At 60.0% G+C, this 24,088-nt stretch carries 27 protein-coding genes; all 27 read right to left on the bottom strand.

Annotated elements, in window-relative coordinates:
• Positions 1–339 precede the first annotated feature (339 nt).
• Positions 340–894, bottom strand: coding sequence for a tail fiber assembly protein (locus tag HX818_RS10980; RefSeq protein ID WP_177020072.1), 555 nt, complete (start codon positions 892–894; stop codon positions 340–342).
• The gene (locus tag HX818_RS10975) at positions 894–1,652 is read right to left on the bottom strand and encodes a hypothetical protein (RefSeq protein WP_177020071.1); all 759 of its coding nucleotides are present in this window, start codon (positions 1,650–1,652) and stop codon (positions 894–896) included. Before HX818_RS10975 ends, HX818_RS10980 begins: the two co-directional genes overlap by 1 nt.
• Positions 1,653–1,718: 66 nt before the next feature.
• Positions 1,719–2,339, bottom strand: coding sequence for a hypothetical protein (locus tag HX818_RS10970; RefSeq protein ID WP_256346309.1), 621 nt, complete (start codon positions 2,337–2,339; stop codon positions 1,719–1,721).
• A gap of 358 nt (positions 2,340–2,697) precedes the next feature.
• Positions 2,698–6,657, bottom strand: a complete 3,960-nt coding sequence (locus HX818_RS10965; protein WP_177020069.1) for a phage tail protein — start codon at positions 6,655–6,657, stop codon at positions 2,698–2,700.
• Positions 6,658–6,716: 59 nt separating this feature from the next.
• On the bottom strand, positions 6,717–7,310 hold the full coding sequence (locus tag HX818_RS10960) for a tail assembly protein (RefSeq protein ID WP_102368972.1): 594 nt from the start codon (positions 7,308–7,310) through the stop codon (positions 6,717–6,719).
• Between the two features lie 56 nt (positions 7,311–7,366).
• Positions 7,367–7,789, bottom strand: coding sequence for a hypothetical protein (locus tag HX818_RS10955; protein ID WP_177020068.1), 423 nt, complete (start codon positions 7,787–7,789; stop codon positions 7,367–7,369).
• A 32-nt stretch (positions 7,790–7,821) separates the two neighbouring features.
• On the bottom strand, positions 7,822–8,577 hold the full coding sequence (locus HX818_RS10950; RefSeq protein ID WP_177020067.1) for a C40 family peptidase: 756 nt from the start codon (positions 8,575–8,577) through the stop codon (positions 7,822–7,824).
• Positions 8,578–8,579: 2 nt separating this feature from the next.
• Complete coding sequence (locus HX818_RS10945) at positions 8,580–9,332, bottom strand: phage minor tail protein L (protein ID WP_177020066.1); 753 nt, start codon at positions 9,330–9,332, stop codon at positions 8,580–8,582.
• An 11-nt stretch (positions 9,333–9,343) separates the two neighbouring features.
• Positions 9,344–9,682: a phage tail protein gene (locus HX818_RS10940; protein WP_177020065.1), complete on the bottom strand. Its 339-nt coding sequence runs from the start codon at positions 9,680–9,682 to the stop codon at positions 9,344–9,346.
• A gap of 3 nt (positions 9,683–9,685) precedes the next feature.
• Positions 9,686–12,697, bottom strand: a complete 3,012-nt coding sequence (locus HX818_RS10935) for a phage tail tape measure protein (protein ID WP_177020064.1) — start codon at positions 12,695–12,697, stop codon at positions 9,686–9,688.
• A gap of 27 nt (positions 12,698–12,724) precedes the next feature.
• Positions 12,725–12,997 carry a DUF1799 domain-containing protein gene (locus HX818_RS10930; protein WP_177020063.1) on the bottom strand — a complete coding sequence of 91 codons (273 nt, stop codon included), beginning with the start codon at positions 12,995–12,997 and terminating at the stop codon, positions 12,725–12,727.
• Positions 12,998–13,044: 47 nt separating this feature from the next.
• A complete protein-coding gene (locus HX818_RS10925; protein ID WP_058419808.1) occupies positions 13,045–13,425 on the bottom strand; it encodes a phage tail assembly chaperone in 381 nt (126 codons plus the stop codon).
• Between the two features lie 3 nt (positions 13,426–13,428).
• On the bottom strand, positions 13,429–14,085 hold the full coding sequence (locus HX818_RS10920) for a phage tail protein (RefSeq protein ID WP_010211415.1): 657 nt from the start codon (positions 14,083–14,085) through the stop codon (positions 13,429–13,431).
• A gap of 72 nt (positions 14,086–14,157) precedes the next feature.
• A complete protein-coding gene (locus HX818_RS10915; protein WP_177020062.1) occupies positions 14,158–14,574 on the bottom strand; it encodes a phage tail terminator-like protein in 417 nt (138 codons plus the stop codon).
• Positions 14,571–15,155: a hypothetical protein gene (locus HX818_RS10910; RefSeq protein ID WP_065905500.1), complete on the bottom strand. Its 585-nt coding sequence runs from the start codon at positions 15,153–15,155 to the stop codon at positions 14,571–14,573. The genes HX818_RS10915 and HX818_RS10910 overlap by 4 nt, the downstream gene beginning before the upstream one ends.
• Before the next feature lies 1 nt (position 15,156).
• The gene (locus tag HX818_RS10905) at positions 15,157–15,549 is read right to left on the bottom strand and encodes a hypothetical protein (protein ID WP_177020061.1); all 393 of its coding nucleotides are present in this window, start codon (positions 15,547–15,549) and stop codon (positions 15,157–15,159) included.
• 2 nt (positions 15,550–15,551) lie between these two features.
• The gene (locus HX818_RS10900) at positions 15,552–15,929 is read right to left on the bottom strand and encodes a hypothetical protein (RefSeq protein WP_177020060.1); all 378 of its coding nucleotides are present in this window, start codon (positions 15,927–15,929) and stop codon (positions 15,552–15,554) included.
• A gap of 10 nt (positions 15,930–15,939) precedes the next feature.
• The gene (locus HX818_RS10895; RefSeq protein WP_177020059.1) at positions 15,940–16,245 is read right to left on the bottom strand and encodes a HeH/LEM domain-containing protein; all 306 of its coding nucleotides are present in this window, start codon (positions 16,243–16,245) and stop codon (positions 15,940–15,942) included.
• 55 nt (positions 16,246–16,300) lie between these two features.
• On the bottom strand, positions 16,301–17,278 hold the full coding sequence (locus HX818_RS10890) for a major capsid protein (RefSeq protein ID WP_134326529.1): 978 nt from the start codon (positions 17,276–17,278) through the stop codon (positions 16,301–16,303).
• Positions 17,279–17,281: 3 nt separating this feature from the next.
• The gene (locus HX818_RS10885) at positions 17,282–18,049 is read right to left on the bottom strand and encodes a hypothetical protein (RefSeq protein ID WP_177020058.1); all 768 of its coding nucleotides are present in this window, start codon (positions 18,047–18,049) and stop codon (positions 17,282–17,284) included.
• 88 nt (positions 18,050–18,137) lie between these two features.
• Positions 18,138–18,506: a Gp49 family protein gene (locus tag HX818_RS10880; protein ID WP_177020057.1), complete on the bottom strand. Its 369-nt coding sequence runs from the start codon at positions 18,504–18,506 to the stop codon at positions 18,138–18,140.
• A 68-nt stretch (positions 18,507–18,574) separates the two neighbouring features.
• Positions 18,575–19,189: a hypothetical protein gene (locus tag HX818_RS10875; RefSeq protein ID WP_177020056.1), complete on the bottom strand. Its 615-nt coding sequence runs from the start codon at positions 19,187–19,189 to the stop codon at positions 18,575–18,577.
• Between the two features lie 55 nt (positions 19,190–19,244).
• Positions 19,245–19,739, bottom strand: coding sequence for a DnaT-like ssDNA-binding protein (locus HX818_RS10870; RefSeq protein WP_177020055.1), 495 nt, complete (start codon positions 19,737–19,739; stop codon positions 19,245–19,247).
• Between the two features lie 8 nt (positions 19,740–19,747).
• A complete protein-coding gene (locus tag HX818_RS10865; RefSeq protein WP_177020054.1) occupies positions 19,748–20,860 on the bottom strand; it encodes a minor capsid protein in 1,113 nt (370 codons plus the stop codon).
• A complete protein-coding gene (locus tag HX818_RS10860) occupies positions 20,778–22,238 on the bottom strand; it encodes a DUF4055 domain-containing protein (RefSeq protein WP_177020053.1) in 1,461 nt (486 codons plus the stop codon). Before HX818_RS10860 ends, HX818_RS10865 begins: the two co-directional genes overlap by 83 nt.
• Complete coding sequence (locus HX818_RS10855; protein ID WP_138725816.1) at positions 22,238–23,575, bottom strand: hypothetical protein; 1,338 nt, start codon at positions 23,573–23,575, stop codon at positions 22,238–22,240. Before HX818_RS10855 ends, HX818_RS10860 begins: the two co-directional genes overlap by 1 nt.
• Positions 23,572–24,087, bottom strand: a complete 516-nt coding sequence (locus tag HX818_RS10850) for a DUF2280 domain-containing protein (protein ID WP_256346308.1) — start codon at positions 24,085–24,087, stop codon at positions 23,572–23,574. Before HX818_RS10850 ends, HX818_RS10855 begins: the two co-directional genes overlap by 4 nt.
• Between the last annotated feature and the right edge of the window lies 1 nt (position 24,088).

Genomic DNA, 24,088 nt, shown 5'->3' with positions numbered 1-24,088 from the left:
TTCGATATACTCGGGGGATTATCGGAGTAAACAGGAATGGACCCCAGATGAAATACCTAGCGATCCTTATAGTTTCTGCAACTCTCGGCGCTTGTTCGTCGTACAGCCCTGGACACAACACCACTGACATGAGGGTTGGAGGCTTCCAAATCAGCTGCGATGCAGAGCCGGCCAATCAGCCTGGCTGCAATTCCACACCATCCCCTAGGTCGAAAAAACCATCAGAGGAAATCGACCTGAAACCTAGTGGAAGCTGACCTTTTTTAGAGCCGAATTTGCCAAGGCTTTCTCCAGGCAATAAAAAACCCGCTCAAGGCGGGCGGCTTTGATCGTTTGCAGTTACGCAGGCACGACAGGCCACTCAATGGCATCCGGGTATTGCTGCTGCTCGATAACCCGGCTCAGCGCTACTCGGTATTTCTTCCAGGACTTGAGCGCCGCGAGATCTGCGTCAGTGGCTTCGTCGACATCCACGGCGTCCTGAAGTGGCGCGATCGCATAGTCAGCGACCGCCCGCAGCCGGGTGATCTCGGCCTGAGCCAATTCCATCGGATCAACTGCAGGTGCTGTCAGCTCCGGCACCACCTGGACGGGCAAGGAGTCCACGGCCACATGTAAAGTGATGCTGTGCACCAAGTCGGCGGGCTCACCATCCTTGGCCACGCTGACAGCCAGCACGCCCTCGTTGTAACCGATGTCTACCGAACAAGCCGCGTCGACCTGGTTCAGAACAAAACCCCAGCCCTCTGGTGGTGGAACCATCCCAAGCGTTCCGTGCACCAGATACTGGCCAGGGCCCGGGTGCTCGGTGGTGATGGTGCTAACGCCCAAAGACGTGACATCGATGACGGCGCCGTCGGCACCGAGAATGTTTACTGCTGCGCGAGTGGTCATTAGATTGCCTTCAGTGTGCCGTCAGCGGCGCGAGTGGTGTTCCCGGTGTGGTACAGCTCAATCCAGGGCGTTGTGGCACCGTTGTAAATCGACTGTAATTTGATAGTGCCCGTGTTGCCGTCCAGCCCGTAAGGCCATGCGATTGTGAGTCGGTTAGACCCGTCCGAATGCCTGAGAATCTGCTTATACCAATAGCCTGTACCGCCGCTGGGCATACCCGGAGAACCAGGCGGATAAAGGTTTGGATCAAGCCCATGCACAGCGTTCGTCAACCAACTTTGAGCCACGCTCGTCCGCGTTCTGCCGACTGAATAAGCGTTCGCCACGTTCCCGTCGTCATACCCGATAGCGGCCACCGCCGCGCTGCCAAGCCCTAAGCCAGAGCGGGCTGCAGCCTGGGTTGTACCGCCGGTACCGCCCATGGTCACAGGAACCACGTTTTGCGTGGATACCGTGCCCAGACCTGCCAGTGTGGCGCCCCATTGGTTGACGATCTGCCGAAGTTGATCGGCGGAGTCCTTCACGTAGCCCTGCACTGGCATCAGCGCATATGCACCGGCACTAACAGAAGAGCTTCGATAAGGCGGCGCGATTGATATGGCCGTGTTGCTAGATAATCCGGTGACCTCATATTGCAATCCATCGGGGCCAATGAAGGCATCTCCTACTCGGCAGTTGCCAGCAAATAATGTACCAGTGCCAATAACAGCGGTGGAATTCAATGCAACTGCAACAGTGCCGGCTCTGTACCAAGGCATACTTTTCTCCAGGAAATAAAAAACCGCTCAGGGCGGCTATTGGATATTGAATTGTCTGGTGAACGGCTAAATCACTGGCTTAGCGAACACCACGGGCACATAAAATGTCGCAGCGTTAGAGACTCCAATCGTAAACATCACAATCCGGTTGTTCGCGTAGTCCCACACGCAGTACAACTTAGCGCCCTTGCTAGAACCGGCACTGACATCCATCCCTATGTTGTTGATCATGATGTAATCGCCGGAGTCCAGTGGGGATGGCGCTGTAAAGTTGACCTGGGTCTGACCCTGCGGTGTTGTGCTGGATCCAATGTAGGTCCATGCCGATATCGTGCGGGTGAACTGCGCGCACGGCGTCCCGCTATCAACCAGCAACTTGCCTTGCCCATCCCATAATCTAAACCCGTACTTCGCAGTGGGAGTTGCCCCGCCGAACGAGGCCACAAAGAACTTTCCAGAGCCCATTCCCAAGAATGAGAAGCCCGTCCAATTGCCTGCGGTACCGGTTATCTTGGCGTAACTTATGGTTACCGAGGCACTGGGGCGAACAAACACCAAGGGCGGTTCCTGGGTGGTTATCGGCGCCGGGAAGACGATAGGCCCGCTGTAGTCACCTTTGTACAGGACGACCAACCTGGCAAACTCCGAATCGATGACTACGACACCTGAGTCGTTGGTAAAGGACATTCCATAAGACGGCATTATCGGTACTTCATCACTAAAAGCCTCTGTGTGGCCAACCCTGGGGCCGGCGGCGACGACGGATTTATGCTTCGGTTAACGTACCAAACCCTCACTACCCCGGACATGACTTGAGGCTCGTATTGGATTGCGTTCAGGTTCTGTGCGCTGGGGTCTTCAGGGTATGGCGCGGTTGGAACGCACACCGCGCTGCAGGTGGCTGGATCACAACCAGGCACCGCTATGTCGCTATACAGCGTGCCGGCAGGCCGGGTTACTAGGGCTGAATAGATAACGCGCACGGTGAAAGAGGTCTCATCTAATTCAAGGAGGCCCGTAGGCCCCCAAACTCTCGCCCCATGGCTCATGCTGAAAGATCCCCCCACTGGTATCGCTTAACACCGTTCTCATCGAACACCTTGCCACCGGCGTTGTTGATTACCTGGCGTGCCTGGCCGCCGAGCGAGCTATTGATTTCAAACGTCCCGTCGAAGAACAACTTCCAGCCGGCAATACCTGCCTGGTAATTGTTCGACTGGATGTAGTTGCCGATCTTGGCGTTGGTGATCGTCCCGTCCTGAATCATGGCGGAGCTCATGAACACCTGGCCGCCCTGAACTACAAACGGCGTGGTGAAAGCACCACCATCGATTGTGTTCACTACGGCAAATCGATCAGCACTCACCAGGAACTGGCTCTGCAACAAGCCATCGGCGTTCTGCTCGATACCCAGGGCGATACCGGCGGCGACATACTGACCGTTGGCATTGACCTGCATTTTGACGGACCACATCGTAGACAGCTTGCCGGCGGTGTCAGCCTGGGCCCTGGCCGTGATCTGGATGGCAGCCTTGTTCTTCACCTCGCTGATTGCGCTGGCCAGGTCCCCCTCGTCGGTACCGTCCCGCCCGCCGCCAACAACAGCTTGAAGCGTGGTGGACTGTGAGGCGACGGCCTTGCTGGTGTCGGCCAAGGAATCGGTAACCGTTTGAACGGCTGCCGAGTTCTCTGCAACCTTGGCCTGTGTCGTATCGATTCTTTGGCCGAGCGCGGTGTCCGCATTCGCCCGGGCGGTTGCCTCCTGGCTGATCGCCGCACCGTTATTGCCGACGGTGACCCCCACCTGATCGATGCGAGTCCCAAGAGCACTATCGGCATCAGCCCTTGTCGCTGCCTCACTGCCAATCGCAGCAGCGTTGCCGTCGACACTGCTTTTTAACTGATCCAGTCGCGTCGCCGTAGCAAGGGTTTCAGTGGCCACCACCTGCTCAAGCGAGGTAAGCCCGGCCCTGTTCTGCCCTACCGCCGCATCCAGCGACGTGGTGCGCTCAACCAGCGCTCGGTTGTCCGAGGCCTGAACCTTCACCTGCTCAGCGAACTTGGCCGTGGCATCCCAACCTTTCAGGGCGTCCGCCAGGTCGCCCTCCCCGCTGTCCTCCCTCCAGCTAGCCTGGAGCGATTGCAGGGCGGAGGCCTGTGCCGTGACCTTGCCGTCCACGGTGTCGATGGACGCCTTGTTCTGCTGGATCTGCAACGCCATGGCCTGGGTTGTCTCGGCAATGGTGCCGATATCGAACCAGTACTGGGCATTGGGAGGCGTAGTGTTTTTCGGTACCGGCGCGATGGCTTGGTACAGGTGCTGGCCCTGCCGCACTACGTCGCCGGCGGCATAGGTTTTGGTCGGATCGTAGACCAGGGCGTCCGCGATCTGATCGATCAGGTCTTCCAGTTCCTGCTTGGCCTGCTCCAAGCGATCGTTCACAGACCCCGGACCGTCGCCGGAGATCAGTTCAATCTCCTTGACCAACTCCTGAGCCAGCTCGGTTTTGCCAATCTGGCCGGCAATCAAGTCCAGGATGGGGCCGGCCTGCGAACTGGCCTGCCCAATCACACCGTTCACCACCGGATAGAACGGCCCAATGTTTCCGGTCCGGTCCACCAGGCGCGCCCAGAAGAAGAAACGAGCGCCCGCCAACAGCGATTGCATGCGGTAGTCAGCCTGCGGATATGCCAGGTCGGCCAGCTTGGTAGCGGCTCCAAGATTGTTTGCTGGGCCATACCACAACTCGGTGCGCTGGGTATCCTGGGCGCCAGCAGGGAAGCCCCACTTGATGCCGATGCCGAACAGCTCGCTGGTGGTGGTCAGGAACGCCACCGCCGGTGGCAGGCCGACCTTCCCTTGTAGATTGGTCAGGTTCGAGCTTTTCCAGATCGACGAGATCTCGAAAGCGCTCACCGAGCGGACCCGCGCCAAGTAGGCGCCCGAGTAGATGCCAGTGACGTCAACACTGGTCGAACCTGTCCGCTGCACCTTGATCCAGTTGCCGCTGTCCTTGCGCCACTCCACGTCATAGGCGACCGCACCGTTCACCCCGGGCCACGAGATGTTCATGGTGCTGATGGCAATGCCCTGGTTTACGGCGTAGCTCGACGTCAGCGTGACGCTGGCCGGTGCTGGAACTACGGTAATCGGGATAACGCTGATCGGCCGTTCTTCCAGCCGAGCGCCGGTGTCGATGTGCGCAAACTTGCTCGGGTCGTACTGCACAGCCGAGATTTCGAACACGCCAGGCTCTGGCCGGGAAACGCTGGTCACCCGGTACAGTGGGATGGCCAGGTCGTCAGCGTCGAGCGCCCACACAAGTTCCCGCTCAGGCGCCACGGAGTACGCCGTGGTGACCGTGACCTGGCGGCCGCTGACCAGTTGCACGGTGCGCCCCTCGCACTTGCCGTCGGGCAGGTTGAGGATCAGCCGGTCACCGGGCTTCGCCTGGGTATCGCGGTCCAGGGTGATGACTTTGCCGTTCACCGCAGAGATACGCCCGCCCACAGGTCGGCCAGCGAGTAGTTCGTCAGCGATCGGGATTACGTAGCCAGGCAGCGGGATACGCCCGTCGAGGCCTACCTTGAAGGTAACAGCCCTGTCCTTGGAGTTGGTCAGCAGAGCCCACTTGCCGCGGCGCTGCGCCTCCGACTCACGCGTGCAGCCGATCGCGCTGATCTCCAGCGGGTTGTCGCCATAGCGCCGCTGCAGCTTTTGGTCGGTCACGGCCGTAACGTCGGTGTCGTAGTTGTTCAGCGGGTTGTCGTAGCTGACCAATGCCCGGGAATAGCGGGTGCGCTCCGATGCGCTGGAATAGGTGAACTTGCCATCAATGACGTTCGCCCGGGTGTAAGCAAAGTCGAAGTCCGTGGCACGCGGCATATCCGACAGAGTGAAGACCTGGCCTTGGGCCCAATAGGTCATCCCCCGGTAGATCGCCGAGATGTCGCGTAGCAGCGACCAAGCATCAGCCTTGCTCTGCAGGTTTAGGTTGCAGATAAAGCGAGGTTCCATGCCTCCCTTGCCGTCCGGCACCAACTGGTCGCAGTATTGCGAGATGCGGTAGAGCTCCCACTTATCGACCATCCACGGCTTGATGCGGCGGCCAAGGCCGAAGCGGTCGTTCGTGGTTATTCCGAGCGTCGCCCAGGTCGGATTGTTGGTGTAGGACTCCTTGAAGGTACCGTCCCACACGCCGCTGTATGTCCGAGATGCCGGGTCATAGTTGCTCGGTACCGACCATTTTCGAGCCTTGCAGCCCACGGTCACAGCCGGGATGCTGCGAAATTGCTCAGCAGAGAATTCGATATAGAGCAATGCGGTGTTCGGGTAGCGGATCTTGGCGTCGATCACCTCAGTAAATCCAGCGATCTGCATCGTGTCGGAGATTTTGTTGTTGTTCTGGTTGATCGTCAGGCGCGTGATGCGCATCAGCCAGCCGGAAGTAGCCTTCGGCAAATCGATGCGACGGGTGCGCTCGTACACGCTGGTGGTCTTGCCGTCGACAGCTTCGCTCAGCACCTGCCGATACGCGCCGCCGTCGGTCGCCAGTTCAACCTTGTACTCGATCCGGTACCCATTGATGTTCCCGCCGGCATCCACAGACTGGAGCGCCGGCCAAGCGAAGCGCACGCGCACGGCGGAAAGCTGGGTGTTGCTGATGGACTTAACCCATGGCGTGCCGCTGCGCAACTCAGTGCCAATCGTGGTTTCGTTCTCAATCGACGGGATGCCCTGGATATAGGTCTGGTCCACCGCACCGGTGCGCCATTCCCACTTCACGTTCGGGAAGTTCATGTTGCCCTGAGGGTCTTGCAGCGGGGTGTTGTCAAGGTCGATGTCGCGCGCCGTAGGCGTGCCTTCGAATTCACCCTCACCGATAGCGATGAGCATCTTGGCAATAGCGACCGAGCGCAGACTGTCCGGGGCTTCCGTTGGCGTTTTTGGTTTGTCTTCGCCGCCCTTGGCGCCGTGGATATCAATCTTGAGTGCTGCGCCCATGCTTTTCTCCAGGCAATAAAAAACCGCCTCATGGGCGGCTGCTGTGTTTCAGGTATTGGCTACATCTGGTCTTCTGCGTAAATCGCGGCACTGATGATTGCGCCGCCCCAGCGTCGCTCGCCAATGCAGAGCGGTACCGGGTTGCCGGAAGCCGTTGTGTTCTTCGCGCTGCCGAAGGCGTAGCCGGGCGTGTTCTCTGGCGCAGCACTGGTCTTTAGTCCGCCGGCCTGGGGGCTGAGCATTTGGATTACGCCGCCGGCGACTAGTCCGATGCCCGCTCCAATTAACGGGGTGCCGAACGGAGTTGCCGCGAAAATAACCCCGACAACAATCAGGATCGCGCCAACGATGGTCTGAAGGACCCCGCCGCGCTTGCTACCCACCACTACAGGAGCAATCCGAATGTCGCCGGCGCCGCTGTAGCTCAACTCTTTCTCGCCGATGTTGCGCTTATCGCGAAAGACTGCGAACTCCAGACCTCGCGATTTGGCGTTCGACAGGAAGCGTTCAAATCCGGGAATCTGAATGCACAGAGCCTTAATGGCCTCGGCAGGCGATTTCACCGCAAGCCTGAAGGACTTTCCGAACTGACGTAGCTGCCCGTGCAGTCGAATGGTTGTCATTGGTTGGTAGTTGATCGCTGATGCCTGCATCTTATTTCTCCGGGCAATAAAAAACCGCCCGGAGGCGGCTTTAGGATTTTCGTTTTTCAGTTGTAGTCGACATAGGGGCCGATGTAGAAGCCGCCTATATCACCGCTGATCCTGTACAGACTTTCCTTCCCAGGCTGTACGGTCGCCGCAATAGTTCGGATCGCCGCGCCAGCACATAGACCAGATCCTGCCAGGCCAGCGCCGAGATTTGGCGATCCCGGCGGAAGGTAAAAGGTGGCGCGCTGACCAGTACCAATTTTCGCAGCCTTGCGCCCATCTACATAGACGACGATATCGCAGCCCGAACCGACGGCGCCGGAGTCGCGCACAACCGTGATTTTCCCACTTTCGCCAGATGGCTTGGACTGAAAGGCATAAACCTCATCCGCCGGCACCGGCTTTGCGTCGCGCACTGAAATTGCCGTTGAGGCACACCCCGCCAGCATCGCCACCGCTGCCGCAGCTATCAAAATCCGCATGATTGATCCTCGCCCTGAAAGTGGCGACTGTATCACCGCGCGTCACGGTGGCGAAGAATTAGGCGGGCTCGGTCATGCCAGGGCCCCCCGTAGACGATAATTTCGGACGGCCTGCCGTAAAGATGGTGCAGCAGGAAGGGTCCGGGGCCGAAGGTGCCCGACTCTTCCTCTGGTAACGTCGGATCAGTGCCCAGGTAAATCCCGGCGTGGTTGGGATGAACCGTCCGCCCGACGTGCATGACGATCAGGTCGCCACGCTCTGGCCGGTCGACGCGCACAAAGCCGGAAGCCTCGTAGTGCTGCTCGTACAGGCTCGCGTTCTCCGCACTCTCCCACCAGCCATCAGTGCGCTGGAAGGCTTCGAATTCAAGACCCCATTCCCGTTGATACCAATCAGCACAGACCTGCCAGCAGTCCCAGGCGCCGTGAACAAACGGACGCTTGAGCAGCGGCGTGCTGCCCGTTGGCGTGATCGTGCGTAGGTCGCCCTCAGGCCACGACAGGATGTGCCATGGCAAGGCCGTGGCCTCGCACATGGCCAGGTCGTGCGGTGACGGCCGGCTGGTGGCGTCCGGGTGCGAGTGGACAATGCCGATCACCTCACCCAGGTCTTCCGCCGCGGCGTAGTCCTCAGGATCGAGCCGAAACTCTTCGTTCGGCTCAGTGGCGATATTCCGGCACGGGAAGTACTTCTGCGCCCGCCCTACAGCCAGCAGCAGCCCGCAGCTCTCTTTCGGGTACTCCGCTGCCGCATGGGCCTGGATCGCCGCAATGATGTGCTTGCGCATGGTCAGCTCCTGGCAATGAGGGACACGGCGGGGAATCCGCCGAAGGAAAGTTCGTTGTTCTCGCCGAAGCGCAACTTGCAGGACGACAGGCAGCCCTTGCACTGGTCCTTGGCCGGGTCATCCGTGGGGTTGTCCTCATCGTCGAACATGGCCGCACCGGTGTAGCCGCAGTCCGGCCCCCGGTAACCATTGGTCATGGCCCAGTGGCAAAACGTAGTCATCTGGCGCCCGGGCAGTCCGTGGTTATCGATCTCGCCCGGGGACGACAGCTCCCAGACCACTGCCTCGCCGTCCTCACTGGTTTTCTGGTCGATGTACCAGATCTCCAGCCCTTCCTGAGTCGGGTCAGCAGTTAGGTTGCCTTCGGGAAAGTTGGCCGCGTCCAAGTACTGGGCCAGGGTCTCGCGAACAGTCAGCTTGAACTTCAGCATGTCCTCGAAGGCCAGGCACAACGCAGTGACGCGCCCGTTGATGTTGCCGGCGGCGAACGTCGGCCTGGTGGCCGTGCCGTCGCTATTGGACCCGATACCCTCAATCTGCACTGGCCATGCCGCGTACTCAGCGCCCTGCCACCAAATTGACTTGGCCGGCAGGTCCTCCTCCGAGTGCTCGTAGGCCAGCAGTTCCTCGGGCGTGTGCGGGATCGCGTGACCGTGGAAGCGCAGGTAATCCGCGCCGTATTCAGTCCCGTCAATTTCGAACAGGCGAATTTCGGCGCCGGGCTCCAGTTTCTGGATGTCCGTGATCAGTGCCATGGGTGGTTATCTCAGGGGTGAAAGGTTTGTTCAAAGGTCGCGGTGATCGCGTAGACCTGGCCGCCGCGGTGCACTGGCTTGTAGCCGTTGCACTTGTAGAGGCCCAGATCTCCCAGGGGCGGCTGCCAGAGGAAGCCCTTTGCACCCTTGTGCCGGTCGATGAAGTCCATGATGTCCTTGATCCGGCCCTTCATGCCGGTGAAGGTGACCGGCCAAGCCTGGGATTTGTTGTTGATCCCGTCCTCGGTCGACTGCGCGTAGCCGTCGGCAAACTGCGTGGTGCGTACGCGCTGCTTGATGTCACCCTCGACGCCCTTTTCAGTGGCCCAGGTGAATCGCTCGATTGCCATAAATCATCCTTTTACGTTTCGGCTGCTCACGCCGCCTTGGCGCCAAGACTTGGCGATCTCTTCTGTTGCGATTTGCCGGGTGCGCGTCTCCATGTTGCGCTGGAAAAGTTCGGCGTCGAACTCGGCCCCGTCTGGGCGACCGGCCTCTTGGTCCGTAAGGATGATCGGCATGCTGAGGCTGAGGTTTACCCCGCCACCGCCGCCTCCAACCGCAGAAACACCCAGCTTGCCGTTGGCTGTGCGGGTGAGCGGCATGATTGCCTCTGGCCCGGCCTCACCAAACAGCGCCATGGGCGCCAATGTTGGCCCCGTGGCGATGGTGTTGGTGAATGCACCTCCGTCGGCGAACATCTGCACACCGCCCGACCAGGCGCCACCCTTGGCTTGAATGCTGCCTGGGGTGAAGTTTGAAAGGTCGGTACCGGTGTACCCAGCCTGACTTGCCCCGCCAGAGCCGCTGCCGCCGAAATAGCTCAGACCTGCGCCAAACAAGCTGCTGAGTAGCTGTGAGCTCGCTTGTCGAGTGGCAATCCGCGCCATGTCCGCAAGGATCGATTTGGCAAAGTCAGCAAACGACAGCTTCCCAGTCAGCGCGAAATTAACCACCGCATCTTCCATGGAGCTGAAGGCATTGCCGAACAGGGTCTTGGTCTGGCCGGCGATGTTCTTCGCCGAATCCAGATAATTGGCCCAGGCCGACGTCGCGCCCTTCGTCCAATCGCCCTGGGCGTTCTCCACATCCGCATAGTTCTGCCGGATCTGGTCAGTGGCGGCCTTGTTCGCATCTGCGAGCGCCTGGGATTTTCGCTTGAACTCCTCCTCCGACATGTTGCGCGACGGGTCGGATTTCTGGTTGGCCAACTCCAGCGACTGCTGAGCGAACCGGTCTTGCTGGCCGTTCAGTTCGCCGTTGAGTGCGTTCTGGCGGTCCCCCTGGCCCACGCCAAGTACTGCGCGTTGGCCGGCAAGTTCCAAGGCTCGCTGTTGCTGAGCCAGGGCCTGCACGTAGGTGGTGATCGACCGTTCCTGCTTGGCCAAGCGCCCCGTCTCGTTGGTGGCCAACACCTCAAGCTGGCTGTCGGCCTCCTTCTGCGCCTTGACCATCCCTGCGCGCGCGTCAGCGATCTTCTGGTCCAGCTGGATGCTTTGCGCTGCCGTTGTCGCCTTCTTACCTTTGACGGCCTCCAGCGCGGCAATCTCGGCCTCATAGGCTGCCGTCACCTCGTCGCGCTGGTTGCCGATCAGGGCTTCACGCTTCAGCGCGTAATCGGCCTGAGAAATGAGCCCGGCCTTCTCCGCGGCGTCCAGTCGCTTCTGGGTGTTTTTGTACTCATCAACGATCGCTGCAAGGTTGTTCTTGGCATCATTGAAGCCCGTCAGGTCAACCTGAGTGCCGGCTGTTTTCGGGTCCTTGAACTTATCGTTGATATTGGAAATATTCTTGTCGATCGCCGACTGATCGAGCCGCGAGTCCTTCGGGTCAACCTTGCGGATATCGTCGAGTTGCCGCCTATATTCCTTGACCGCCTCAGTGCGCTTTTGCTCGTTCGTCCACGACGACTTGGTCAGGGCATCGATCTTGGCCATCGACGAAACGGCATCACCCTGCGCCTTCGCCTGCTCGCCTTCCCACTTGGCGATATCAGCCTGGGCCGCCTTTTCGTCCTCAAGCATGTTCAGGCGGTTCTGCCGGAACTCGATCATTTCCTTCTGGTTTTGGAACAGGCCGATATTGCTCTTCTGCGCATCGGTCAGGTCGCGGCGAGCCTGCTCAATGTCTGCACCAATGTCCGGTCGGCCGATGTTTTTGAGGTTGTCAGCAGCACGCGCAACGGCGTTGTAGCCTCGCTCCCAGAAGCTCAGGTTCTCCAGAATCTTTGGCGTGCGCTCGTTGATTGCATCTGCATAGGATTCGGTCGCCAGCTTCACGGCGCCCGCATGATCGCCCTGCGCTTCCAGCGCGGCAATCTGCGAGTAAACCGAGGCCGTCAGGTAGTGGTACTGCTCGTTCAGCGCAGCAGAGGCCTTTACCGGATCGTCTGCCAGCTTGGAGAACTCGGCGACAGTCTCGCTCACGGCCTTGCCGGTGGCTTCCTGCATCGACACAGCAGCCTGGGTGATGCCGGTGAAGCTGTCCCCGGCGATCTTGCCGTTGTCAGCCAGCAGCGCCAGCACGGCGGCGGCCTGACCGGTGGTACCGACCGTTGCGCTCACCTGGCGCGCCATATCTCCCAGTTGGCCAGCGCTTACTCCCGCGTAGTTGCCGGTGAGGATCAGCGACTTGTTGTATTTGTCCTGCTCTTCGCTGCCCTTGTAGTAGGCAACCGCCAGGCCGCCCACTGCTGCGGTGGCCAGAGCCAGTGGGCCCAGGATGGCGAGCAGCCCGGCAGCGCCTGCCCCAGCCCCGGCGCCCAACTGAGCAACAGCACGCACGCCGCTGCCCCAGTCACCAGAGGAAAGCGCATTGCCCAACTGCACTACGTTTTCCTGCGCCTGACGGGTGCCGAGGCGCAGCTTGTCGAAGCCGTTGGTGGTCTTTTCGAGCTTGGCGTAGTCCTTGTCGATCTTGCTCAGGGCAGTGTTGTACTGATCCTGACTGATGCGGCCGGCGTCCAGATGTTTGCCCAGTTGCTCGACCTGTGTGTCCAGCTTGGCCAGCGCGCCGCGAGCCGGGTCAATCGCCCCCAGCAGGCTGTTCAGCGCTTTCTGCTCATCCATCGCAGACTTCGCCAGGGCAATTTGCTGCTTATCGAGCTGCGCCGAGATCTTCGCGGCCTCAGCCTCGCCATAGGCGCCGGTCTTGGTCAGCTTCGTCAGGGCATCACGCTGCTTTGCCAGGTCCTGTGTGGTCTTGGCGCTGGTGGAAAGCGATTTCTCCAGCGCCTGCATTTCGTTCATCAGGCTGGCAGCGGATTGCTCGGCCCGGCCACCGGCCTTCGCCATCTCATCCAGGCTCGTTTTTGCCTGGATTGCATCGGCCGAGTCGATCTTGACGCCGAGTTCTGCAATGTTCATCGACTCACCTTGAATAAGTGCCCGTGGTTACGGGCTGTTTTCCCTTTCCTCCGCCATGACGCGCAGGGCTTCGCCTTCCAGCACCTGAAGGTCAGGGAAGATTTCAGCGAGTTTCTTTTTCTTGATGCCGAGGAAGCTGGCCACGTCGCGGATGCAGGTGTAGTCGAGACCGATCGCACCGCCGGCGCCTGCCCGCCACTGAGTCGACATCCTGTTGAACAGGTAGAACGCCGGCCAGTTGCAGGGCCAGACCTCGGTTACCTCTTCGAGGTCGCCCGGGGCAAGCCCGAAGATGCTCATCAGCTCAGCCGGTGCCGCCGGCGCGTAGAGTGCGCGGGCGGCGTCCGTCAGTTTCCCAAGCGCGCCTGATTGAATGCGCTCTGGTAGGCATTCACGACCGCTTCAGCAGCGCCCTGGCATGATGTCACCAGCGCCCGAATGCTCTTGTCGTCGAACTTGTCATCGAAGCCCCAGCCGACCACCAAGTCCTTGATCTGCTGCGACTGCTGCTCAGTGTCAGCGGCAACGATTTCGGAAAGCGTTGGGCTTTCACCCAGGGAGGTCCGAGCTTCATCGCGCTTCAGGTTCCACTCATCAAACAGCGCGGCAAGCCCCGGGCGATCCCGATACTTAAAGGTGAACTCGATTTTCTCGGGCTCACCCCCAACGATAGGGATCGACACGAAGGCCTTGAACGTCGGGTTTTGGGCGATTCTGATCTTTGCCATGGGTTACGCCACCGCTGTCAGGTAACGGGTCGGTTCGCCCTGCAGCGCCAGGTTGACGGTGCGGGTCAGCAAGTTGCTGCGGGACACAGTCGGCTGGTTGGAGAAGGAGGTGAAGGCGCCGTAGAACAGCGTGTCGTTGCCCGGCAGGTTCAGGCGCGCAGCCTGAATGGTCTGGCTGGCATCCGCTGCACGCAGGATGGCGTTGAACGCCTGGCCCGGGTCATCTGCAATGGTCAGCGCCAAGCTGGCCGCCGCTTTGTCGGTTGGCATCTGGCGGCCCTGTTTGTCTTCCAGGAACACTACGTCCAGATAGTTCTGGGTGCCGCCGGCGAAAGCCACGTCAGTGATTTGCGGAATCTGTACCCAGGTCAGCACCTTCTTCAGCGAGCCGATGCCGGAGCCGGCCGGGTAGACCTGCACATCGGTGGTGTCGATCCCTTCGAGGGTGATGGCGGTGGCAGTGGCAGCTTTCACACGCACAACCCGATTGCCCAGGCGAGTCCAGCCGGATGTGACGATCACGATGTCGCCAGCCGACAGTGTGCCGCCAGTCACAGTGGCCACAGCCTCAGCCGCGTTGCTCAGTGCCGAAAACGGGATGTCCGGGCCATAGGTGGCACCGTGCTGGAAGGTGCCGCCGTCCGGAATTTTGTAGCCCATGGGTATTTCCTCTTTGCAGATGTGAAAAAACCCGCTCAGTGGCGGGTTCGTGGGTTTGCCCAATGGGCGGGATCAGTTCGTGTCGGCTCGGTACAAGAAAGAGACCGGGATGGTGTAGGTGGAATCACCGGTGATGCCGGGGCCCTGGTCGACCGGCGACATCGTCACCACGGTGACCGAGCCCTTCGTGTCCCTGGCGTATAGCGGAAACAGATCGGTCAGCTCAGCCGCTATAGGGTTCGTCTTGGTCTTACCCGTGCCCGCCGGTGCGATGATGCTGGCCTGGAACACGCCGGTGAACAGCCGGTGATCACCGCCGAGCGTGTTGCTCGCAGTGTCGCCCGGGATAGTGAAGGCTCGCAGGTAGGTCTCGCCCGCCATCGGTGTGTAGGCCGTGTTCTCGAAGACGATCTTCAACTTCTCCGACCTGCCAGCGTTCCAGGCGATGAGCTTGGCCTCGTAGATCGAAGCGATGATTGCGTGACTCATACCTGGTTGTTCCTGATGGCCTCCAGCACGATCTGCTGGAAGCGAGCCACAGTTACCCGGACCATGCCGCCGGGGGCCTGAGTGGAATGGCCGAACTCCAGCGGAATCGCATAGGGCAAGTTGTTGATGATGTAGGCCATCTGGCCGGCGGTGAAATCGCTCATCGCAGCGACCAGGGCAGCCACTGTCTCGGTGCCGCTCGGGTCAACCTCATCGAACGTGACGCTCTCGACCACGCCGAGCGAGATGTGCCAGTTCGCACGGAACCGGCCGCCGACATAGCCCTCTGGCGCCTTGATGTCCATGCCGTCGTTGAGCTTGCGGCCCTTCTTGAGCCTGCCGCCCTTCGTGAGGTTGGCCGGGTCACTACGCAGCGCGCTGTTGTGATCGTCGACGGCCTTGTTGTACTGGGTGGCCACTGCGTTCTGCGCCCAGATCTCCGGGTTACCCACGGGAGACATGCGGATCAGGCTGCTTCCGACCTCGATGATGATTTCACGCACGCTGGCATCGATGGCTTCGCTGGTCTGGGCGGCGAACTCGGCCAGGCTCAGGGCGAAGCTGCCGGATTGAGTCGCCATGTCATTTCCTCAGTTGCGCCGTCCACGTCGCATCAGCCGGGTCGGCGGACAAGTTCATCACCCGCAACCCGTTGACGATATCGCCAATAGCCGGGGCAGCCGGTACCGCCGTCGGAACGCCAGCCTCCGATACGAACAGCTCGTTTTGCAGCACTAGCAGCTTCTTGTCGCTGGTCTGGATAAGGGAGCCGTCTATTTCTTTGGACAGGTAGCTGCCAAGAACGCCGCGCCCCGAGTACGTCACGGTGATCTCCGGCGTTTCGCCGCCCAGATCGGGGTCATACTCGCCAGCGACCTTGCGCACGCCTGTCACCGGCTTGACCGCATCGGCCAGGCCATCGGGATCATCGAACGCCTCGGCCAATTCGGCCTGGATCTCTTCACGCATGCCCACGGTCAGATCCTCTTCAGCATCATCACGCCGGAGCGCTTGATCCACGGCTCCAGTAAGGCCAGGGCGAAGTTCACGCCCGCCGACTGATCGGTAGAGCCCGCCACGTAGGTCTTGCTCACCGATGTGCCGGGCTGAGCCGAGACCGTCTTGCTCTGCACTTCCTTCTGCGTGGCCGTGTACAACTTGCCCGCCGCCGCCTCTTTGGCAACCTGGGCGCCGGCTGTTTTGATCTCGGCCGGGACCGGATCGGGAACAGCCCGCTTAATCTTGGCCGTGAGCCAGGCATTGGCCATGGTCACAGCAAGGACCGGATCACCGGTGCCAGCCCAGTCAGGACCCAGCGAGGCATCAACATCGGCAACGGTGATGAAGTCGGTCATGTGCTTGTCCTTATTCCGCTGGCACCAAGGCCTGCAGGTCTTCTTTCCTGGCGGTCGCGTCGAAGGTAATGCCCTTCGCGCTCAGCCACTCTTTCAGCTCGGGGACCTTCATTTTGAGAGGGTCGGTTTCAGGTGCTTCCTGCTCCTTGCCGTCGGAAACCTTGATGCCGGCGGCCTGGTAAGCATCGAAGATATCCGGTGCATCGCCATCAACGACCACCTCGGTCGCGGAGCCGATAACGCCGAAAAACTCGCTCAGCAGGCGGTAGCACACGCCGCGCTCTTTGCCCGGCTTGTCCGTGTAGATCACTTTCATGAGTCACCTCAAAAGCATCCCGGCGCCATAAGGGCGCCAGGCTGTGTGGGCCGGATTACGGCGTGGTGGTACCGCTGATCACAGCGGCGAACGGGACCTGCTTGCGGCTGAACACACGCTGCCAGTTCCCAGCGGCGGCGTACTGAGTCGCGGTCGGGCTAAGGTTCTGAGCCTCGGAGCCCTTCCAGCTGAATCCGGCAGGCTGGAGGATGTAGGTCTTCCGCTCCCACAGCACTTCGGCACCGCCGCCGTTACCACCGCCCGGCTTACGCTCGAGTTCTACCGGCACCTTCGGCGTGCCTTCGCCGTAGCCGAAAGCCCCCTGACCGAAGAACACGGACAGGTACTTGCCCGCACCGTAGACCAGAGCGTCGTCCATGAACACTGGCTTACCCAGGTAGGTCGCCAGGATGATCTTGCCGTCGGAGTCACGCAGGTACTCGATGAGGTCCTGCTTGACCATCTGGTTCATCACCACCGAGTGCACACCGATCGCGCCGAACTGGTCGGCGGCATCGCCGGCGGTGAACGCAGCATCCTGGAAGGCGTTCGCACTGATGGTCGCCCCTGCGTCGATGACCATGTCACCGCCATTGTTCGCGATGTTCGAGGCGATGATGCCGCGAGCCGCGCCCAGGGTGTAACGCTGCCACTGGCGGGTCCAGTAGGTACCGAAGCGGTTGCGAATCTGCTGCTGAGGCTCAGTGTTGGCCAGCTCGGCAGTCAGGTCGGTCACGCCGTAGCCTTTGTTGAGGTACAGAACCCGTGCACGCATGCTGTCCTGTGTGACCTTGCCGACTTCGCCTTGGTCGTTCGGGTCGTCGTTGCTGATGTTCGGAGCCTCATCAGCGTTGAGATCCTGCCAATAGCTGATTTCGGCGGTGCCCTGGCTGCCGGAGGCGATCGCATCCAGCACAGGCGATCGGGTCACAATGCCCGACTCGTACACAGCGGTCTTTTCCGGGCTGTTAACCGGTGCCAGGGAGGCGTAGTAGTCGCCGACGAAGATGTCGGTCAGTTGGGTAGTTGCCATGGATTAGGTTCCTTTAGTGGCCTGGATTTTCTTGAAGAGCTCAGGGTTGTCACGGGCGATCGCAGCGCGCTCGGTTTCCGTGTACTCACCCCACTTTTTCGTGGCCTTGCCACCGTTGTCGCCGGTCTGCCCGGCACCCTGAGCCCTTGGCCACAGGTGTGTTGCTGTTTCACGCAGAGATTCCGCCCACTCGAGCGGCGACAGCGGGGTTTTCCCGTCCTTCCCGTAAACGACCTCGCCGTCACGGTCGGTGGCAATTGCCTCACCGTCTTCACTGAGTTTGAAAGTGCCCCGGGCGCGCAGGATGATGTCCTCGGCAGCCTCAGGGAGCGCGCCGGCCTTGATGGCAGCAGCGCGGATGGAATCGGCCAACACTTTGTCGCTGTACTTGGCAGCGAAGGCTTCGGCCTTGTCGGCGCGGCCCTTCTCAGCAGCCAGTTTGGCGTCATAGTCGGTGCGCAGGCGCTCGGTGCGTTTGGTGATGACCTCGTCGAGCTTGCCCTCAGCCAGCAGGCGGGTTTCTTCGTCTTGGCCGACCTTTGTGAGCAAAGCCTTCACCGCGTTGATATCCAGGCCTTCGAACTGGGTCTTGAAACCATCCAATTCTGTTTTGGTGGTCCGGAGGGAGGCGAGCAATTCGCTGTTTTTGGTCTTGAGGCCAGCGACTTGTTGATCAATCAATGCCTGAATCTCAGGGGTGATTGCCGGACCGCCGCCGCCTTCGCCGCCTTCGCCAGCAGCATCAAGAAAGAGTTGTTTCAGCTTGAACATGGGTATCCCCTCGGGACTTTTGGGCTGCTGACCTGATCAGCAGGCAATAAAAAACCGCCCATTGGGCGGCTTGTAATTCGGCGCTTGGTCATTTGGCGTCGTGAAGCTGCTGTTTGAGCGCGTAACCCATCAGCGGCCATATCTTTTGCTCGGCATTTTGGCGGGCGATCTTGCGACCAATCTCGGCGTCGAAGTTTTCCGGGCTGGCACATGCGCTTTCACCGGTGACGGTGAAGCCGTTGCGAAGCACCAAAACACAGAAGGTTAGCAGCGACAATTCGCCGTGTGCGCCAGTGAGTCGGGTCAGCTCATCCTGTGAATGGAAGGCAGCCTGCACACCATCGGCAGCAGTAAAGAAGTACTCGCCGACGATGTTGGCTTTCAGGTCTGCCGGAGTGATGCGCGGCGCAGTCAGGCCCTTCTCTTGGAGTTCTTGCTCGATTTCTTGGTTGCTCATGGGTTTCTCCGGACATAAAAAAACCCCAAGCATTGGGGTTGTATTTGGTTGAAGCGTCGTCGCCCACCCTAATGGGGTGGACGCCCAGCCTTCAGACTTTCAATAACATCGGTAAGCAAATGCGTAATGATTCCGTCGAGCGGGGCACTGAATGTTTCTAGTGTGGTGAGGATGTTAAGTTTCAGGCCTTCTTTTTTCCCATCACAATGATCCAGGACGAACTCAGCGAGTTGCTGGATGTTCCTCACTGTAAAAATCAAATCTACCTTATCACCGTAGCTAAGATTTGCAGGTAGGCTGCCACTGAACCGATGCAGGTTTTGAGGCCATAACACTTTTTTAGAGTGCTTTGACGAGATGCTGATTGAGGTAGCTAAAGAAGGCCTCTTTCCTTTCGAAATCACGTTGACCGTTAATAGCCAAGTCTCCTCGCCCTGGATGACCGATATATTTGGGACCACCAACAACTCGGCGACATCCTCTCGGCGTTGCTTATCCGCCAGCCACAAAGTAACCAACACAGCCAAAAGCGCGCCAAGACCAGACACCCAGTCACCTAAACTTCCCCAAACTGGGACAAATTTAACTGTGGAATCAGGATTTAGGTTGACTCCAGCTGTCAGGCCTAACAAGCCAGATACAGCACATAAAGCGATAACGACACCGGACAGAATCCACTTCATAAAGCACTCCTTCTCAGGAAAACTTTATACCAATCGGCGCGAATTACTTCCAATGTCATTGCGGGTTAGCGACCACAAACAACCCGCGCATGACTAGGTAATCGGCGAATTGCGTCCTGCTCGGAGCGTATGGTGGCGGACGCATGCGAAACCCGGGCGTATCGCGATTGAGCCGCGTGCGCCGCCCATTGGGCTCATTGCAATGCGTCGGTTCCTCGATCCGGAAGCCCTGTTCCACAGCGTATAGCTCAACCGCCAGCCGCACCTGGCCCCATTCAAGCTCAAAGGGCACGAATGTCTCGGAAAGCGTTTGGTATTCGATCTTGCAGTCACGCCGAGGCCAGGCCATTGCCTGTTCAGGCTTGGCCTTTCGCCCTTTCCACTGCCGAGCGTTGATGTCGGCAGCAGCGCGCAGCAGCAACTCTACCTGCTCAGCCTCAGCTTCAGGTATCCGGAACCCGTAGTAGCCGCGGTAAAAGGTCAGCTTCTCCAGAGGCACGAAGCTGTTGGCGTCCGGCCTACCCTTCCCATCCTCAACGATGATCTGCATGCGCTATCTCAACCTGGTTGAGCGCCGAGTGTAACGCCTGCTCGGATGAACATGTCAGGTTCGGCTTCCTTCAGCTGCGCCAGGGTCAGCGGCTTGAACGACTTGTCGAGCTGCAGCTTGGCGAACTTCTCTGGCGTCAGGCCACCATCACGGAACAACTTACCACGGACAGGCCCGAGGGCATGATCCTGGAAGCTCGCCGGTTGCGTTGCCAGCCACTCGTAATAATTCAGGCCTGCGTCGACCTGGGCCCCGCCGTTATCGCCCACCGAAGCGCGCGTGGCGTCCTTGGCGAACATCTCCGAAAGCCTGGTGGTCGGCACCGTGGTTGACCGGCAGTTGATGTGCGCCGGCGGTAGCGGCCCCTTGCCCAAGTCGAAGCGCATACCGTCCAGGCCCTTGCATTGCTGCGAGGTCTTGCGGTCGAGCGTCGACACCCAGCGATAGCCTAGCACCACGTCGCTGTTGGCCTTTAGCGTCTCCATCCGTGCCGTCGTGGCCACATGCTGGATTGCCGTCTGCACCACAGAGGCAGCATTGCGGTTACTCACCGCCAAGACGCCGTCCGTGAAGTTCTGCGCCGCGGTACCGCGAATCGCCTGGATAATCTGGGCATTGGTCTGGCCCTGGCCGAAGCCGAGCCGGATCGTGTTCGTAACCCGCATCGTCTCGGTCCGCGTCCAGCCGCTGACGAAGCTCTTCAGCAGCTTGCCGCCGTCGATGCCCTTCACCTGTAGCGGGTAGGAGAACACCGCAGCGCGGATCACCGTGTTGGTCGGCACCACAGCGTCGATAGAGAGCGCATTGCTCAGGCTTTTGGCCTCAAAGCTCGACTCATACAGCGCGATGTCGACCAGATCGGCCTGCACCAGGTCGCCGTAGGCCTTGTAGATCTCCAGCAGCTTGCCGTCCACCCGGGCCAGAAACTGCTCAAGGCGGTCCCGGCTGTAGGTGGTCAGTTCCTTGCGGGTGAGTTGATCCCGCACCAGCTTGTCGATCTGGCGCAGGTACTTCTCGAACTTCTTGACCTCGCCAGCCTTAAGCCGCTCCAGCATTACCGAGTGGCGGGTCGTCTGCTCCAGCAGTTGGCTGTCCGCCTGCGCCAGGCTTGTCGTTGGCATCGTCGTTGTCCAGGTTGATGCCGGCCGACTCGCGCTCATCGCTGATCAGCTCGGCCTCTTCGTCATATGGGCGGTCCGGCAGCTTGCCGGTGGTGAGGTACTGCCAGTAGGTGTCGGCGCTGAGCGTGCCTGCCATTACGCCCTTGAGCAGCTCGGCGAGAACCTGGGCATCAACCACAGGGGTGACGAACTCAGGGTTCACCTTGAACTTGACCTGCTTGGGGTCGTAGCCCTTCCACTCGGCTGCGTACCGCAGGCCCTGCTCTACCGCCTCGGCCACCGTGATAACGATGCTGTGCAGCGTGGCGTGCTGATCGTTCTGGCGCGTCTTCCGCGCCTCGCCCGACTCGGTACCGCCGACGTCCATGACCTTGGCGCCCGCCTCAAGCGCGGCGTTCTTCTGGTCATCCATGGCTTTGCGCACGGCTTCGATGCCGGCGCCTTGGAACTCCAGGTAGCCACAGGACCCGCTAGGCCCAAGATCCCAAGCCGCTGATGGGCCTGTGACGCTCAGTTCGACCGATTCATCCATCCCGGACACCCAGGGTTGCGGGTGGCTGGTCTGATGCAGCGACGTGAAGTAGTCAGCGCTCAACTGGTAGGACTTCAGCGCGGCCCGCGCCATGGTCAACAGCGGCACCTCATCGACATCCGGGGAGTTGTCGGTCGAACCGCAGTAGATCACGGGCAGGTATGGCAGGCCTTTCACCAGGCGGTTGTCGGTACCGGTGGTGCCCAGCGGTCTCTCGTCCTCGACCAGCTCACCGCCTTCATTCCGCACCGACGTGTAGCAGACGTTGCCTTCCATGAAGAACTCACGGAAAACCGTGTCGCAGTCATGGCTGTAGCGATCGCCGCCCTTCTTGCGAAACTCGCGGAATACCGAGAGAACTAGGTCCTGCCGACCGCCTTGATCTGCCGTGTCCCAGTTGATCGCGTTGCGGGTGGCGTACGTCGAGAAGTACGGTTCACCGCGCTCATCGATATTCACCACCAGCGGCACCCGGCCATGCGAGATAGCCTGGCGTACCATGCGGAAGAACAACTGCTTCAGGCCGAAGCCGTCTGCCGTTGCATTGTCTTCCAGTCCCTTCAGCCCGGCGGGCAACTCGATTTCCGGGATCAGACGCGACACCAGGCCCATCATCGACCGGAGCGAGTCGCGCACCCAGTGCTCGTACTGGGCGCGATCGGTGTAGTTCTGGTACAGGTACTTGTTGCCGGTGGCGTCGATCTTCTCGGCCTCAACCATGCCGCTCGGCTTTGGCAGGTTGCGCTCTTTGCGCTTTACGGCGCACTCACCCTCGAGCGCGTCGTCCATCATTTCCCACTCAGCGATGTGCGCGTCGTAGTCGGGGTTTGTCGATTGCACTGGCATCAGGCCAAGCCTCCAATTCGGCGTGTTCCGCCTGTGCGTTTGATGCACGGCCACTCAACGTCGATGCAATAGCCAATCGCCGTGGTGATGTGCTGGTAGTCGTTTTTCTGGTCTTCCTGGAAGGTCGAGCCCATTTGAAGCTGGACCGTACTCAGGCCCTTGTGGCACCAGGGAGCGGTGACCGGGTTGATGAACAGGCTGGTCTCGCCCGAAGCGGTCAGGATCTTCGCCCGGACTGCGTTCTGCCGATCCTTGATGGACGGATGAGCCGGCTTGACCTTGCGCGTGTACGTCCAACCATTGGCCTTCAGCACGCCCTCGATGTCGGTGTAGTCAGAGGCGTGGCCGTGTTTCTCACCAGCCTTACCCGCCGGATCGCCATAAATCAGAACGTGCTTGTTCTTGTGATCCTTGAACTTGTCCACGAACTCAGCGGCTGACTGCTTCGATACCGCGCTGATCAGCACGATTTCATCCAGCAGATAAAGGTCTTTGCCGTCATTGCGCCGGACACCGATCGCGGACGAGAGCGGCGTGAAGTTCTGGTCGTGCATCCACATCAGCTGCTCATGAGGCTCAATGGCTGCATTCGTGGTGTTCGCCTTGCTGTAGTCCTCGTAGATCCGGCCAGACGCTGTTTCGAACGACGCTTCGAATTCCTGCTTGAACTGCTTGGCCGACATGGCCCGCTTCATTGCGTCCATTACGTCAGCCGGCAGAATCTCGGCCGACTTCCAGTGGAACACGCGAAAGTTCGGGTCATTGCCCGACTCAGCCTGCATGCAGAGGTCGTAATAGTGGTTCAGGCCGTCCGGCACCCCGAGCAACCAGCACCAGGCTCGGTAATCCGGCATGGTTGGGTTGACGGTGTTCAGCGCCGGGAGAATGTTTGCCTCCCAGGCGTCCGGCTTAATGTCGGCGAATTCGTCAATTCCCCCGCCAGTCCACGGGATACCCTCAATACGCTGCGGCTTGTCCAGGCCGATGACGTGAATCTCGCTACCGTTGTCCAGGTAGATGATCAGGTCCGACTCGGACGGCCGGCGACTGTGCATGCAGCACAGCGTGAAGGCCTTGAGGTCATCCCAGAAGATTTTCTTCGCCTGGGCATGCGTTGGTGCGGCGGCGAAGTACATGCCGGTGTACGCCGACGCCTGCTTCACCACGAAGCGCTTGAAACGCTCAGTCTTGCCGCTACGACGACCAGCAGGCACCAGCGGGAAGCGAATGCCTTCTGACACAGCGGCCACCAGGGCGAGTTGCACCGGGTGATCCTTCAGTGGGTACCAGCGGGACAGTTGGCGATCAAGCATCAGGTTGCCGGTGTTCGCGATCATGACGGCAGCCTCGCGATTAGATCGGCCAGCAGTTGGGCGTTGGAGTTGCCGCCGCCCTTCTCTATCAGCTTGAGCTCGGCCTTACGCTTCTCGATCTCAAGCAGTTTGATTTCTTCATCCAGCGACTTGTCCGGCTCAACGCGGCGATTGACATAGACGTCACCCGTCTCTTTGGCTGCTTGCTCGTAAAGCTGGGCAGTCAGCGCCAGGTTGCGCATGTTCTCGGCCTTCTCGGCCAGCCGCCCAAGGCCGCGAAGTCGGTACGCACGATTGGCAATGGGGATATCGGTTGTCTCTTCACGGAATCGCTTGCGAGCAGCGTGGAACAGGTCCACCCAGGTCTTGCCGAGCTTCTGCCCGGCAAACTTTGTCGGATCGTGCGTTTCACATTGCTGGCGGGTGATCTCAATCCCGAATTCTGTCTTGACCGCTGCTACCACCTGGGATGGCGTATCGAAGCAGGCCAGAGCCTGAACGATGAAGGCTTTGACCTCGCTTCGTAGTACTGCCATA

The sequence above is a fragment of the Pseudomonas sp. F9001 genome (assembly GCF_013385435.1).
GTDB lineage: Bacteria > Pseudomonadota > Gammaproteobacteria > Pseudomonadales > Pseudomonadaceae > Aquipseudomonas.
This window is presented reverse-complemented; position numbering and strand designations above follow the sequence as displayed.

Bases quoted from the DNA above. Each gene is read 5' to 3' on its own strand.
- HX818_RS10980 (WP_177020072.1), bottom strand. From the start codon at position 894: ATGACCACTCGCGCAGCAGTAAACATTCTCGGTGCCGACGGCGCCGTC.
- HX818_RS10975 (WP_177020071.1), bottom strand. From the start codon at position 1,652: ATGCCTTGGTACAGAGCCGGCACTGTTGCAGTTGCATTGAATTCCACC.
- HX818_RS10970 (WP_256346309.1), bottom strand. From the start codon at position 2,339: ATGTCCTTTACCAACGACTCAGGTGTCGTAGTCATCGATTCGGAGTTT.
- HX818_RS10965 (WP_177020069.1), bottom strand. From the start codon at position 6,657: ATGGGCGCAGCACTCAAGATTGATATCCACGGCGCCAAGGGCGGCGAA.
- HX818_RS10960 (WP_102368972.1), bottom strand. From the start codon at position 7,310: ATGCAGGCATCAGCGATCAACTACCAACCAATGACAACCATTCGACTG.
- HX818_RS10955 (WP_177020068.1), bottom strand. From the start codon at position 7,789: ATGCGGATTTTGATAGCTGCGGCAGCGGTGGCGATGCTGGCGGGGTGT.
- HX818_RS10950 (WP_177020067.1), bottom strand. From the start codon at position 8,577: ATGCGCAAGCACATCATTGCGGCGATCCAGGCCCATGCGGCAGCGGAG.
- HX818_RS10945 (WP_177020066.1), bottom strand. From the start codon at position 9,332: ATGGCACTGATCACGGACATCCAGAAACTGGAGCCCGGCGCCGAAATT.
- HX818_RS10940 (WP_177020065.1), bottom strand. From the start codon at position 9,682: ATGGCAATCGAGCGATTCACCTGGGCCACTGAAAAGGGCGTCGAGGGT.
- HX818_RS10935 (WP_177020064.1), bottom strand. From the start codon at position 12,697: ATGAACATTGCAGAACTCGGCGTCAAGATCGACTCGGCCGATGCAATC.
- HX818_RS10930 (WP_177020063.1), bottom strand. From the start codon at position 12,997: ATGAGCATCTTCGGGCTTGCCCCGGGCGACCTCGAAGAGGTAACCGAG.
- HX818_RS10925 (WP_058419808.1), bottom strand. From the start codon at position 13,425: ATGGCAAAGATCAGAATCGCCCAAAACCCGACGTTCAAGGCCTTCGTG.
- HX818_RS10920 (WP_010211415.1), bottom strand. From the start codon at position 14,085: ATGGGCTACAAAATTCCGGACGGCGGCACCTTCCAGCACGGTGCCACC.
- HX818_RS10915 (WP_177020062.1), bottom strand. From the start codon at position 14,574: ATGAGTCACGCAATCATCGCTTCGATCTACGAGGCCAAGCTCATCGCC.
- HX818_RS10910 (WP_065905500.1), bottom strand. From the start codon at position 15,155: ATGGCGACTCAATCCGGCAGCTTCGCCCTGAGCCTGGCCGAGTTCGCC.
- HX818_RS10900 (WP_177020060.1), bottom strand. From the start codon at position 15,929: ATGACCGACTTCATCACCGTTGCCGATGTTGATGCCTCGCTGGGTCCT.
- HX818_RS10895 (WP_177020059.1), bottom strand. From the start codon at position 16,245: ATGAAAGTGATCTACACGGACAAGCCGGGCAAAGAGCGCGGCGTGTGC.
- HX818_RS10890 (WP_134326529.1), bottom strand. From the start codon at position 17,278: ATGGCAACTACCCAACTGACCGACATCTTCGTCGGCGACTACTACGCC.
- HX818_RS10885 (WP_177020058.1), bottom strand. From the start codon at position 18,049: ATGTTCAAGCTGAAACAACTCTTTCTTGATGCTGCTGGCGAAGGCGGC.
- HX818_RS10880 (WP_177020057.1), bottom strand. From the start codon at position 18,506: ATGAGCAACCAAGAAATCGAGCAAGAACTCCAAGAGAAGGGCCTGACT.
- HX818_RS10875 (WP_177020056.1), bottom strand. From the start codon at position 19,189: ATGAAGTGGATTCTGTCCGGTGTCGTTATCGCTTTATGTGCTGTATCT.
- HX818_RS10870 (WP_177020055.1), bottom strand. From the start codon at position 19,739: ATGCAGATCATCGTTGAGGATGGGAAGGGTAGGCCGGACGCCAACAGC.
- HX818_RS10865 (WP_177020054.1), bottom strand. From the start codon at position 20,860: ATGCCAACGACAAGCCTGGCGCAGGCGGACAGCCAACTGCTGGAGCAG.
- HX818_RS10860 (WP_177020053.1), bottom strand. From the start codon at position 22,238: ATGCCAGTGCAATCGACAAACCCCGACTACGACGCGCACATCGCTGAG.
- HX818_RS10855 (WP_138725816.1), bottom strand. From the start codon at position 23,575: ATGATCGCGAACACCGGCAACCTGATGCTTGATCGCCAACTGTCCCGC.
- HX818_RS10850 (WP_256346308.1), bottom strand. From the start codon at position 24,087: ATGGCAGTACTACGAAGCGAGGTCAAAGCCTTCATCGTTCAGGCTCTG.